Origin of the sequence: Hyphomonas polymorpha PS728, assembly GCF_000685315.1 — a bacterium.
GTDB lineage: Bacteria > Pseudomonadota > Alphaproteobacteria > Caulobacterales > Hyphomonadaceae > Hyphomonas > Hyphomonas polymorpha.
On record NZ_ARYM01000004.1, the window covers coordinates 83,346 to 96,240 of the forward strand.

The window sequence follows — 12,895 nt, forward strand, 5'->3', positions numbered from 1 at the left end:
GCCTCAGGCCTAGCCAAAAGCGAGATAATCCTTAGAGAATCGGCCGGCCCATATCCCGCCCGACCGTCCCTCTCTGAACTTTTCGCTGGCGGATTGCCTCTGGATCACGCCCTGAAACCAGTGTAGTACACACGTACTATTTACAAGGCGAACCTGGCAGAAGTCACAAAAGCGACTGCGCCGGGATCCGGGGAACATCCGAACGGCCGGCCTATGGGAGAAAAAAATGACAACGCGCAGCAACGATCAGGAAAACGCAGGAAAGGGTCCTTGTGCGGGCCTCCGTGTCATCGAAGTTGCCACCATGGTGTCAGGCCCATTCGCCGGCCAGATGCTGGGCGACCTTGGAGCAGAAGTCATCAAGATCGAAACGACGGCCGGCGACCCCATGCGGGGCAACCACCCGATGCATGAAGGGATGTCAGCCTATTTCTCCCTCTTCAACAGAAACAAGAAAAGCATCTGCCTGGATCTCAAGTCGGATGAAGGACGGGCCATCGCGGCCGACCTGATCGCCGGCGCGGATGTCGTTCTCGAAAACTTCCGCCCCGGGACAATGGAACGCCTGGGGCTGGGCTATGAAGCGCTCCGGCAACGCAATCCTCGGCTTATCTATGCCGGACTGTCCGGTTTTGGGGAAGATGGGCCGTACAAGGACAAACCTGCCTACGATCATGTCATTCAGGCTCTCAGCGGCGCGATGCCTGTGATGGGCTCACCCGAAGATCCCGCGCCCATACCACATATCATTGCCGACAAGGTAGCCTCGATCCTGGCGTGCAATGCGATCATTGCCGCTCTGCTGCACCGGGAACGTGCAGGCGGCAAGGGGCAGAAAGTTTCCCTCTCGCTGATGAAAGCCTACGCCGCCTTCCTGATGCCAGACTTGCTGAATAACTTCCTGTTCCAGACAAAGGACGTCCAGAAGATTCCCAACATCAAGATCCACCATCCGCTGCGATTGAAAGACGGTAGCGTAATGGGCCACGTGCAGCTGGATCCGCAGTTCAAAGGGCTCTGCCGGATTTTCGGACGCGAAGACCTTTTGGAGGATAAGCGCTACAACACGCCCTGGTCGCGTATCTTCAACTACGCCGACTTCTGGAAGGAGCTGGAAGAACCAGCTTCAAAGATGACCAAGGCGGAAGTCATTGCGCTCGCCGATGAGTATGGCGTCCCCCTTGCCCCCGTGAACAGCGTCGAAGAGTTCATGGCTGATCCGCAGGCCGTCCATGCCGAATGCTTCATCGATACCGAGGATCCCGAATTCGGACGGATGCGGACATCAGGGTTCTTTGCAGACTTCGAAGCGTCGCCACCGTCCATCCGGATGCGCGCACCGAAACTCGGGGAACACACCGGCGAAATCCTGAAAGGCCTTGGCCGGAGCGAGGATGACATTGAAGCTGCCCGAAAATCCCAGGCTATCAAATAAGACCTGACCGGCCCCCATAGGGAATGGGGGCCGGAGAGTTTTCGGTTCATGCGCCGCGACGCGCCGCCGACAGCGCTCTAGGGCAGATCCGGACAAAATCATCCAGGCCAGAAACAAGGATGCCAGACCTTGGCATCAATCCACCAGGCTCCCCGCAACGTCACCGGCGGGGAATGCCTAGCGCGCCCAGCACATCAAGGTCTGCGGCAGCTGTTGTCACAAGCTCGCCTGCAGCGTTGATCATTTCGATCGGCCCCGACTCAATTGGATTGCACGCGCCGCTTGGGACGGCATGCGCCATCTGTTGCCGGTAAACCAGCCAAGCCTGCTCAAACGAGTACACTTCCATTCCGGCGGCTCGGGCCGCATCCAGGTAATGCCGCAGAAGACGCTGCTCTTCTTTTCGCCGATCCTCGATCGGGAGCGCGCTCACGATCAACCATGAGACATCATGCATGTATGTGCCGGCAAAATAGAGCTGGAAGTCGAGAACACCCGGTTTCCCGTCACGCTCGAAGAACATGTTTCCACCGTGAGCGTCGCCATGGCAAAGGGTTCTTGGCGCGGCATCGTTCAATTCCCACATGCGCTGCAAAGCATCCCGCAAAAGCTGGACGTCCGGAAAAGTCTGCTCAAGGCGTTGTCCGAACTGGCGTGTCTTCAATTCCTCCCAATGCTTGTCCCGAAGCACATATTGGAAGAACTCACGTTGAGGTTTTTCAAATCCGGCGAGGTCGCCAAGGCGCGGATCCCCCGACCATCGGGCGTGCATGGAAGCGAACTGCTCAAGCAATGCCGCGACCTCATCCACAGTGAGCGCGCCCCAGTTGCCAAATCTCGCGCCACGCGTCTGAACGATGTCTTCGAGCATCGTCAGTCCCTGCTTGTCGGCGTCACTCGCGGCGAAGTAACAATCAGGAATATTCATCGGCACGTCTTGCGCCATTGCGTTGAAGAAACGGACTTCCTGTTGCAAAACAACCCAATAACGATTTCGCTGCTTTTCCGTAAATCCGCCCTTTATATAGACGGAGGCGGGCGGATTACCCACGGATCCGGGATCTGCATAATCGAGTGAAAATTTACACGACGCGGAAGTACCAATTCGCTCACCGGTGCGGGAGAAACCGGCGACTTTCACACCCGGAAATCTTGCTGAAAGTGCCTTGGTGAACCAATCGGCTGTAAAGTCATCGAAGGCACGTGGCAGCGCATCGTTACTCATAACAAGCATCCTCACAAATTTAAAACAACCGACTAAATTTATGATGGGCTTTGGGGTGGCATAGAGTCAACCTCGGTGATGACGCGGTACGTGAAAGACCACATCTTCGGCTATTTTCTGCCGATCCCGATGGGCGCAGCGCAACAGACAGAGAGGCGATGAACGGGCATTCTCTGTGTATGTTTCTCGTTGAGCGGGCAGAGCCCCCTGCCCGGTTTGACAGTCTTTGTCTTCGGCCACCGGGGAGCGACGAAGCTCGGCGTTGTGATCTGCAGGTCAGGGACATCGCCTCCCAGACACGAAACTGAGTGGAGCAGGGAAATTCAGAGGGCGGATCGTAAGGCACGCGCTATCTTGAACCTGCATACAGGCACCGGAAAGTACAGCTTCTTACAACATCGCCTTTTCTGAATGCGCGGTGGGCTCCAGTAGAGCCCCGCGCATGGCTTCCAATCTTTCCTCGGTCAGCCCCGCATTCATACGGAGGAAGGCCTCCGTCGAGAGATGCTTTCGTTCGATCCAGGCATAGCTCTGCTCCAGAAAGTCTGCGCGCACACCCGCAAGCATCCGCAGGCTCTCATCCGGCAGTATACGGCCGGCAATCTCCGCGAACTTGCGGGCACCGCTTTCGATCTTGTCACCGGAAATGGTCTGCTGTGTGGCCAGGTAGTCTGCAACAATACTGTCCCGCGTCACGCCGAGGATCTCGAGCAGTAAAGCAACCGCCACACCGGTTCGATCCTTGCCGGCGGTACAATGAATAAGCGTCGGCGCCGGGTGCCCGGCGACATGATCGAAGTAAACCGAAAGGGCCGGCGCGACGGCCACGGGTATCGCCCGGTAGATCTTGTGAACCAGCGCCTGAACACTCGCAGGAGAGCAATCCTGCGCAAGCACATCCCAAAAGGTGCCCCTGGCTTTCACATCGGTGCCGACGTTAAGCTGGCGGACATCCGCACAAACCTCCTGAACAGCCGTGTTCGGGAAATCGCGCGCCTCCGACGCACTCCGGATATCCAGAACCAGCCCTAATCTCAGCGAACGGAGGCGCTCCATATCGGCCGGGCGGGGCTCCAGGATGGCCTCTGAACGGAACAGCCTGGAGGGTTTGACCTGTCTTCCGTCAGCTGTCGGAAGACCTCCGATATCCCGGAAATTCGGCGCGCAATTCAACAAGATAGTCTGGCTCCGTTTTCGACCTAGTCCTGGTCTTCGGCAAATCGGGATTGACGTGTAGCGAGGAAGGTAAGCAAAATCAGGAAAGGCGTCGTCAGCAATGACAGCCATACAAGGCCGACGCCGAGACTATGCTCGCCGCCCCGGATCAGCGCCCCAAGCTCAACCGCCACAAGTGGCCCCAATCCATAGCCGAGCAGCGCGATGACAAGGAGGTTCACGGCCGCCAGGCGCGCCCTCATCCGGATCGGACCAAACTGCTGGTACGCAATTGGCGGCATGACAGCGAAAGCAGAGCCGAACAGGATACCAATGGCGAGGCAAACGTACAGGACCACACCGCCGGAAGAAATGCCTGCCGCAAACGCCGGGCCAACGGCGCATCCCGCTATCATCAGTACAGTGACAGCCCCTCTTTTGGGCCATTTGGCGTCTATTTTCATCGCGACCTGCGGCCACAGGAAGTTACCGATCAAGGCTGCCGGAATACCGATCCATCCAAGCAAATAGCCCGCCCTCGAAAGGCTGAGCCCCTCCTCCCGCACGAGAAGTGTCGGAAGCCATGTAACGACCGCCAGCGCAAAGAAACTGTAGACGCCCGCCGCTGTCAGAAGCGGTACAAAAAACATACCCCGCTGCCTGATATAGCTGAAAAAGGCACTCCAGGAGGAATCGTCCTGGCCGATCGCCAGTGACTCCCCTCTCGGCGGGTTGGCGGCTGTCAGGAAAAAAACAAGCCCCAGAACAAGACCGGGGAGACCCACCAGCACGAACGTCAGCTGCCATGGCTCGAGCCCGGTTGCGCTGCTCACGCCCGCAGCGAGGTCATAGGCCATTGCTCCCAGAGTGTAGGAACCAATGGACATGAAGCTGCCCACCGACAGGTAGACCGACATTGGAAGGCTCCGCCTTTCCTTTGTGAAGAGGTCAGCTATCAGGGAAACAGCGGCTGGCGTCAGGACGGCCTCGCCAAGCGCGACGCCGCAGCGAAGAATCAGCAGACTCCAGAAGTCCACCGCAAAAGCGGAGAGAACAGTTGCCAGGCTCCAGACACCAACCCCGACAGCCACGACAAGGCGCCTGTCACGCGTGTCGACAAGCTGTGCCAGGGGCAGCCCGCCAAACGAATAGACCACGGCGAAACCAAAGCCGAGCAGGAGTGCGAGCTGACGGTCTGCCAGACCGAGCGACTGTCCGACCGGTTCGGCCAGCAACGCCAGGATACTGCGGTCAATAAAAGAGAGTACGAACAGAACCGTCAGAAGCCCGACCGTGTACCAGGCATGCAGCTTCGTCGGCCTCGGTGTCGAACCGGCATTTTCGACTGACACAATTTGCGAAGTCATTATCTTACCGAGACCTTTTCTGGCGAACATCGCGCCTTGTAATGCACCAGCCCGTGCATTTGCCGGACTGCGCATCGGGCAAATGCTGGCTATCAACATCAGCTGACGCGCAGACCGGAATCTTCCGCCCCAGTTCGCCCCGCCCCCTTCTGACTGCCCAGAAGTATGGGTAACGCAAATTCGGGTCAAGCAAACGTTTTAATTGACGGCCAGCGCGCTCCGGGAAAAGTCCTGCACGCCGCCAGCCCGGACCGGCCCGGAAAGTTTTAGTTCTCCGGCCCTGCTTCGAGGCATTTTTTCCATTATTATTATGATCTTACATGCCCCTCTTCAGACCCGGCAGATCCCGGAACACCACTTTTGCACAAACGGCGCAATGATGCGGAGAGGTATGAGATCCGCAGAAAAAGTTCTTGCGTTTTATAGTGGGCGAAGACCGGCTGCCACAAATGCAGGATACAGACTATTTCGAAAACTTGCCGCCGCCGACATGATTAAAGCTGAGAGACCCCGGCATCAGACCGGTATTCGCCTTTTTCGAAGTTTCGCGCTCGAATTCGAGTGCCTCTTCGAGCGTGCGCAGGCTGTTGCCATCGATGAGCGCTTTTGTCGGGGCCGCCATCTGCGGCGCGCCGGCAAGGATCATGCGGGCCATCGCGCGCGCGGAATCGAGGAGCTCCCGGTCAGGGACCACGCGATTTACGAGTCCCCAGTCCGAGGCCTCCCGCGCATGCAGCGGGCGCCCGGTGAGCTCCAGCTCCTTGGCGCGGTAGAGACCGATCGCATGATGAAGGCGCGCGCTGAGGCCCCAGCCCGGCAACAGCCCCACACGCGAATGCGTGTCGATAAACCGTGCCGATTCCCCGGCAATAATTATATCGCACGCGACAGTGATCTCGAAGCCGCCAGTCGCCACGGCTCCCTGCACAGCGGCGATGACAGGCCCGGGCCAGTCAGAAATTGTCTTTGCCGGATTAAACCCTGCAACAGCTTCAGCACCGTCGCTCTTGAGCATTTCCACATTCAGGCCGGCACAAAAGTTTCGTCCCCGTCCGGTCAGGATCACTACCTCCACGCCCGGCTCTGCCGCGAGGCCTTCCATACACTCGTCAAACTCGGCGAGCATTTGCGGGACGATCGAGTTCATGCTGTCGGGCCGGTTGAACGCAACCAGGGCAAACCCCGTCTCGATCTCAACCTCGATTGAGCCAAACTTTTTCATTGCGCTCCCCGCCCTCCCTGGCGATTTCATGAAGTTCCCGAAGCACATCACAATCACCCAAGCCCTCCGGAGGCAAGCCGGGATAGATCATTTGCTTTATCCCGCTTTGTTGAAGCTGTTGAAAAACTTTATTTATTACAGAATACTAAGTGATATGGATTTTTAAATTAAAATGATTGTACTCTCTATTTAGAGGGCTACGCTCCGGTAATGCGCCTGCAGCCAAACGCAGCCGGTACACGCCTGATCTGGCAACTCTCGTCTCACTGGCGCCAATTCGGAGAGAATGCCCATGCCGGAGAATGTTGTTGTCGCCGGCGGCGGACCGGTGGGCCTGATGATTGCGCTGGGCCTTGCCAGGCAAGGCATTCAGGTCGATCTGTTCGAAGCCGAAGCAGGTATCGTCTATTCTCCGCGCGCTATCGGCTATGCATGGCCAATTCTGCATGCGCTTAAGGCCCACGGCCTTTTGGATGCGATGCTCGCCGCAGGCTCAGTCGAACAGGAACGCTGCTGGCGCGTCCATGCCACAGGCGAACAGGTCGTCTTTGACCATTCAGCAATCAGGAATGACACGGACACCCCTTTTGCGCTGACACTTGGCCAGGACTTGCTCGCAGGCGTTCTGCTGGAACGCCTCCAACGCCAGCCGACAGCCCGGGTTCACTGGAACAGCCGGGTCACCGCTGTGGACCTGCAATCGGACGCAGCATGCATCCGCGTCGAACAGCCCGGCGGCGGAACCACCATAGACTGCGGCTGGGTGGTCGGGGCTGACGGCGGAAGAAGCGCTGTGCGCCGCGCCATGGGATTATCGCTGGAAGGCTTCTCCTGGGACAGGCGCTTTGTTGCCACCGACATCTACTTCGACTTCGGCGCGCATGGCTGGCAGTCCTGTTACCTGATCGACCCGGTCTATGGCGCCGTCGTCTATAAACTCAACGAACCCGGCCTGTGGCGCTTTACCTATTCAGAAAGCGCCACCTTGCCTGAGGCGGACGTTCTGGGCCGTATGCCGTCATTTGCGAAAGCGGCTCTGCCTGGAGATGGAAAATACCGGCTCAAGCATTTCTCGCCCTATAACATGCATCAGAGAACGGCGCCGACCTATCGCAGAGGGCGCGCCCTCCTGGCGGGCGATGCGGCGCACCTGACAAACCCTACGAGCGGCTTCGGCCTCATGGGAGGACTCTATGATGCATTTGCTTTAATTGAAGCGCTCGGGGCAACCATCGCTGGCGATGTGGATGACAGCATTCTCGACCGCTACTCGGAGGCCCGCAGACAGGTGTTCCTTGAAGTCACCTCCCCGGTCTCGATTGAAAGCCTGCGCCTCTGCTTCGACTCCACCAATCCGCAGCGCCTGGACTGGGATATCCAACTGTTGCGCGAGCGCATCCGTGATCCGGCCCGGTTGCGGAAACTGCTCTGGTCACCCGCTGCGCTTGAAACGCCCTCGCTTCTGAACGGCACCCGATATCTGAGCGCATGATCTGAAACAGCGTTGAGTTAGAGGCATCGCGCAGGCTCAGCCGCAAACACGCCTTGCGGTTCCTGCTGGCAACCCCTCCGCAGAAATAAAACAAACGTTTTGAAAATGCTTGCGCGCCTCCCTGCGCCTGCTTAAGCTGGCTCAGTCAGTTCAAAAGGGGCCATGCATGAATCTCAATCTCACGAAGACACTGGCCCTCCCCCTCTCGCTCGATGAAGTGACGCCGGACTGGCTGAGCCGCGCACTCTCCGACCGCTTCCCCGGCATCGAAATCAGCAGCGTTGAACGGGAGGGCGAGCGGTCTGGCACCTCCTCCTCCGCTCAATTCAACCTGACTTACGCGCAAAAGCCCGAGGGCGCACCCAGCTCAGTTTATATTAAGGGCGGCTTCGACGAAATCATGCGCAAGCGCGTCTGGGCAGCCCTCATTCAGGAAGCCCGCTTCTATGCCGAACTTGCACCCGAAGTTCCGGTACCGGTTCCGGCCGTTTACTTTGCCGGAATTGATGAGGAAGCCAGGCAGGGCGTCCTCATCATGGAGGACATGCGCCAGCGCGGCATAAGGTTTGGCCACATTACCCAGGATGTCAGCGTTGATACGGTGGCCGAAATCATCACGGCGCAGGCCAGGCTTCATGCCCATTTCTGGAAAGATCCGCGGCTGGAAGCGTATCGCGAGTGGGCGGAGCCGGCGCGGGCATTCGTGCGTTACCTTTATCGCGAAAAGCACTGGGATCACGTCAACCAGCGCTCCTATGCCAGCATGATTCCGCACGTCCTGCCGGATCGGGAGTTTGCTCTGGCAGCGACTGAGCGGCTATGGAAAATCAATGCTCAGGCGCCGCAGACACTGCTTCACGGGGACTGCCATGTGGGCAATCTCTATTTTCATCCCGACGGCTCACCTGGCTTCATGGACTGGCAGTGCACCTTCCCCGGAACGCCGGGTCACGACCACGCGGAAATGATCAACTGCGCGCTGGATACGCAAAGCCGCCGCGAGAATGAGAGAGACCTGCTCAAGCTCTACCGGTCCGTCCTCGTCGAGTGCGGCGTCTCCGATGCACCGGGCGAGGAGGAAATCTTCCTCTCCTACCGGCAGAATCAAATGCACCTCATGGGCTTTAGTGTCATGAACCCCTACGATATGCAGACTGTTGAAGTAACAGATACGGCAGCCGTTCGCGCGCTTGAGGCGGCGATTGACCTGGACATGATCGGAGCACTGGGCCTGCGCTAGAAGGCTCTAAGTCTTCAGCGAGCGGCCAATGACCAGCTTGAGGATCTCGGACGTGCCGCCATAGATCCTTTGCACCCGGGCATCGCGCCACATGCGGGCAATGGGATATTCTTCCATATAGCCGGCCCCGCCGTGGAGCTGCAGGCACTTGTCGAGAGACGCCCACTGCGTTTCGGTGTGCCACAGCTTCGCGGCCGACGCCTCTACAGCTGTCAGCTTGCCCGCAACGTGTCGGTTGATGGCCCAGTCGAGGTGGGACCAGCCAACCTGGAGCTCTGTCGCAATTTCGGCGAGCACGAACTGCGTGTTTTGGAAGTCGAACACCGACCGGCCAAATGCCCGACGATCAGACGTAAACCTTACTGTATCGTCCATCGCGCGCTGAACGCTTGCCTGCCCCATAATCGCCTGCGAGAGACGCTCCTGCGGCATCAGGGTCATGATCGCGGCAAACCCACGCCCTTCCCCGCCAATCAATGCATCAACCGGTACGCGCACCTCGTCGAAGAACAGCTCGGACGTATCTGCAGAATGCTGGCCGATCTTGTCGAGCTTGCGCCCGCGCGAAAAGCCCGCGCTGTCTGCATCAACGACCAGCAGGCTGATACCCTGCGCTCCACCGTCTGGATCAGTCTTGCAGCCACGATAACGAAATCTGCATTCTGGCCGCTGGAGATATAGGTCTTTGCGCCACTGATGACATACTCATTGCCATCCCGGATAGCCCGCGTACGGATTGATTTAAGGTCTGACCCCGCGCTCGGCTCGGTCATAGCGATCGCCGAGATCAGGGATCCATTCACCATGCCGGGGAGGTATTTCCGCTTCTGCTCTTCGGTCCCGAGATGAATGAAATAATCCGCAATGATATCGGACTGGAGCGGCAGGCTCGCAGACGATCCTGCATAGGTCAGTTCTTCCGTCACGATTGCATTGTACGAAAAGTCGAGCCCCGGACCACCATAGGCCTCTGGTACGGTAGGACACAGCAAACCGGCCTCGCCCGCCGCCCTCCAGAAGCTGCGCGGCGTAAGGCGCTCCCGTTCCCAGGTATCCAGATCAAGCTCCAGAGCGAAGAAGCGCCGCACGGAATCGCGAAACATCGCGTGAGTATCGCCCTGACCGAGGCGTTCTATGGGAATGGCCATGAGCAGTTTGGCTTTCTCGGCAGGCGACTTGCGAATTCATGCACTGCTGGCAGTGCGAACGATGACCGGGCCATCACTGGGCCGGGGGCGTGGTAACTGTCATCCCTTCCAGTTCATCGCTGATTGTGATCTGGCAGGACAATCTTGAGGTCGCCCTGACCGGGGACACGGCATATTCAAGCATCTGCCGCTCCATGTCGTCGGCAGGCCCGACTTTCTCGAAGAAAACATCCTCAACATAGACATGGCAGGTCGCACAGGCGCGGGCACCCCCGCATTCGGCGACCAGGTCAGGAACGCCCGCCTTGACGCCAGCCTCCATGAGCGATGCGCCAGAAGCAGCCTCTATGATCCGGGCATTTCCCAGATGATCGACAACGGTAATTTTTGGCATGTATCCTGTCTGCGGCAGGGCCATGCCCCGCCGCCTCCTCTTAAAGTCTTCGAGTTTGGACATCGAATAGCGGGCGCATCCGGCGCATCGCGCCCAAGACGTCACCCCCCCGGCAAGTCCCCTATTTCAGCGGCTCAACAATACCGACCTTGGCCATCCTGGGATCCGGCGTGCCCTCCCAGTAATCAATGGACTCCAGCGAGGCTGGCAGGTCACGGGGCGTTCTCGGCGAATGTTCCGGAAACTCCTCCATACCGTAGCTGTACTCGACGGTCATTCCGTCCGGGTCGAGGAAATAAATGAAGACCGACTCCGAAGGCGGGTGCTTTCCGATTCCAAACACGATCGGCACGCCAGCCTTCTTCATCCGGTTGTTCGCTTTGCCGATATCCCCCATCTCCGTGACCATGAAATTCAGGTGATTCAGCCCCGGATGCTTTGCAGAACCTACGCCAAAGGAGTGGTGAAAGGGGTTCGGGAAACAGCGCATGAATGTGACCATGCCATCAATGCGGTCAGACACGCGGAAATTCATTTCTTCCATCAGGAATTTTTCCGTGGCCTTCCGATCAGGACTACTCAGGACGAGATGACCGAGACGCGCGATCTTCGTGTGGGTGGTCTGATAGGAGGATGGCGCGTCCGCCATAGCGCTGTAGAACTCGAACGTCACACCGGTCGTCGGCTCAGACATCCTGAAAGCGTCTCCGATGCCCAAATCGGACTGCTCTTCCGGGCTGACCGCGACGCACTCAATGCCAAGCCTGACAAAATGCGTCCTCACGGCTTCGAGCGCCCGGTCACTCTCCATCTGCCAGGCCACCCGCTTGAGAGCGGGCTCGGCGCCGCTGTAGATAACCAGATCATGGTGGCGGTCGCTGCACCTGAGGAAAGCCCGCCTTCCGTCCGGTTCTTCGTCCATCTCGAGCCCGACCAGCGTTTCGTAGAAATGCCGGGATTTCTCCAGGTCCGTTACTGTCAGGGCGATGTAACCAAGACGCCTGTACCTTATGTCATCAATGCTCACGTCAATCCTCCCTCGGTCTGCGACCATATCTTCGCCGCCCTGCGGCTCAACATCGCTGTAGAACAAATGTCTAAAACAAAGTCGCAAAAAGGTGAAGGACGAAAATGCCGGATTCGAGAGATAGGGATGAGATAGAAGGCCTGGGGTGGCCGCCGAGGCCCTCCGGGCCGCATGGGAAACCAGAACGCCGGACGCTGCTTTAACCGGCCAGGGCTGAACAGGGCTGGTCTGCCTCAGAGACCGAAGTCACTTCCGGCACTCAGACAACTTCAAGCCAGTCTATTCTGATCAGTCGATTTGCAGGCCTGCCCATATCGCGCGCTTCAGTTCAAAATGAGATATAGGAGTTAGGACAAACGATTGAACTTGTGCAACGCAACAACTAGTTTTACGCCAGTGTTTCCACATTACATACTGCCCAACCACACATTGACGCATAGCCAGAGGATTCCAGCGGTGAACGACTTAGACACCAAGAGCCGAATTAAGGTCTGCGCCCGCCGACTGTTCGCCGAACGCGGCGTTGAAGCCGTAACTGTCCGCGAAATCGTCGCGGCGTCTGGCGCCAAGAATGGCGGCTCTCTGAATTACTACTTCAAGTCCAAGGAAGGACTGATCTCCGAGCTGCTCGCCGACGTCTTTCGCGACAGCAGCGACGGCTGGCTCGAAGGCCTGTCTGAGCTGCAGCGCGCCGGGGGCCCAAAGAGTGTACGGGACATTGTCACAATTCTCGTTCGCTGGCCGGATGAATATAACAAGATGGAAGACCCCTCTCCGACAGCGAATCGCTTCCTGAGCAGCCTGCTCAGCACACGGCGGAAAATGGTCCGCGACTTTCTTGAGGTCGGAAATTTCTCTGTCTTCGGTCAGTTGCTTCGTTACATTCGTGATCTCAAGTCGGATCTTCCCCAATCGGTTGTCGAGCAAAGGCTTATCTACTTTTCCTGGTACGTCATCTCTGCCAAGGCCGCGCTGGAAAGTTATATCGCGTCAGGCAAGAAAAACCCGATCTGGGAGGGTTATGATCCGCTGGAGAACCTGATTGATTGCGGCACCGGGCTGCTCGAGGCCCCTTGCTCCGCAGCGGAGAAAAGCGCCCCGGGCGACACCGCCAGGAACAAATCCGGCGGCAACAAGAACCAGGCCCGGATACGCGCCCTGCATGCGGCATTTCCCGTATAACTCCGCAG

General features: G+C 58.2%; 10 protein-coding genes and 1 pseudogene. 4 read left to right on the forward strand and 7 right to left on the reverse strand.

The annotated features are described in order from the left end of the window. The first annotated feature begins 226 nt into the window (after positions 1 to 226). Entirely contained in the window at positions 227 to 1,435 is a 1,209-nt protein-coding gene (locus HPO_RS04470) for a CaiB/BaiF CoA transferase family protein (protein WP_035595071.1), read from the forward strand. A 160-nt stretch (positions 1,436 to 1,595) separates the two neighbouring features. Here HPO_RS04470 and HPO_RS04475 read toward each other — a convergent pair whose 3' ends face one another. From HPO_RS04475 to HPO_RS04490, 4 genes are all read right to left on the reverse strand, one after another. Continuing rightward, complete coding sequence (locus HPO_RS04475) at positions 1,596 to 2,660, reverse strand: aminoglycoside phosphotransferase family protein (protein WP_162174005.1); 1,065 nt, start codon at positions 2,658 to 2,660, stop codon at positions 1,596 to 1,598. Positions 2,661 to 3,050: 390 nt separating this feature from the next. Next, complete coding sequence (locus tag HPO_RS04480) at positions 3,051 to 3,947, reverse strand: tyrosine-protein phosphatase (protein ID WP_084324150.1); 897 nt, start codon at positions 3,945 to 3,947, stop codon at positions 3,051 to 3,053. Continuing rightward, a complete protein-coding gene (locus tag HPO_RS04485; protein WP_084324151.1) occupies positions 3,860 to 5,281 on the reverse strand; it encodes an MFS transporter in 1,422 nt (473 codons plus the stop codon). Before HPO_RS04485 ends, HPO_RS04480 begins: the two co-directional genes overlap by 88 nt. Positions 5,282 to 5,645: 364 nt before the next feature. Then, entirely contained in the window at positions 5,646 to 6,404 is a 759-nt protein-coding gene (locus HPO_RS04490) for an enoyl-CoA hydratase/isomerase family protein (RefSeq protein ID WP_051612272.1), read from the reverse strand. Positions 6,405 to 6,696: 292 nt separating this feature from the next. Between HPO_RS04490 and HPO_RS04495 the strand changes: the two genes are divergently transcribed. Continuing rightward, the gene (locus HPO_RS04495) at positions 6,697 to 7,896 is read left to right on the forward strand and encodes an FAD-dependent monooxygenase (RefSeq protein WP_051612273.1); all 1,200 of its coding nucleotides are present in this window, start codon (positions 6,697 to 6,699) and stop codon (positions 7,894 to 7,896) included. A 109-nt stretch (positions 7,897 to 8,005) separates the two neighbouring features. Further along, positions 8,006 to 9,136 carry a phosphotransferase gene (locus HPO_RS04500; RefSeq protein ID WP_157532669.1) on the forward strand — a complete coding sequence of 377 codons (1,131 nt, stop codon included), beginning with the start codon at positions 8,006 to 8,008 and terminating at the stop codon, positions 9,134 to 9,136. Positions 9,137 to 9,142: 6 nt separating this feature from the next. On the opposite strand, the pseudogene HPO_RS21190 reads toward HPO_RS04500, so the two are convergent. From HPO_RS21190 to HPO_RS04515, 3 genes and pseudogenes are all read right to left on the reverse strand, one after another. Continuing rightward, positions 9,143 to 10,284: pseudogene (locus HPO_RS21190) on the reverse strand (acyl-CoA dehydrogenase family protein). A 73-nt stretch (positions 10,285 to 10,357) separates the two neighbouring features. Continuing rightward, a complete protein-coding gene (locus HPO_RS04510) occupies positions 10,358 to 10,678 on the reverse strand; it encodes a 2Fe-2S iron-sulfur cluster-binding protein (protein ID WP_035595395.1) in 321 nt (106 codons plus the stop codon). Between the two features lie 121 nt (positions 10,679 to 10,799). Further along, entirely contained in the window at positions 10,800 to 11,705 is a 906-nt protein-coding gene (locus tag HPO_RS04515) for a VOC family protein (protein WP_035595397.1), read from the reverse strand. 456 nt (positions 11,706 to 12,161) lie between these two features. Here HPO_RS04515 and HPO_RS04520 point away from each other — a divergent pair, with 456 nt between their 5' ends. Then, positions 12,162 to 12,887: a TetR/AcrR family transcriptional regulator gene (locus HPO_RS04520; protein WP_051612274.1), complete on the forward strand. Its 726-nt coding sequence runs from the start codon at positions 12,162 to 12,164 to the stop codon at positions 12,885 to 12,887. Positions 12,888 to 12,895 lie beyond the last annotated feature (8 nt).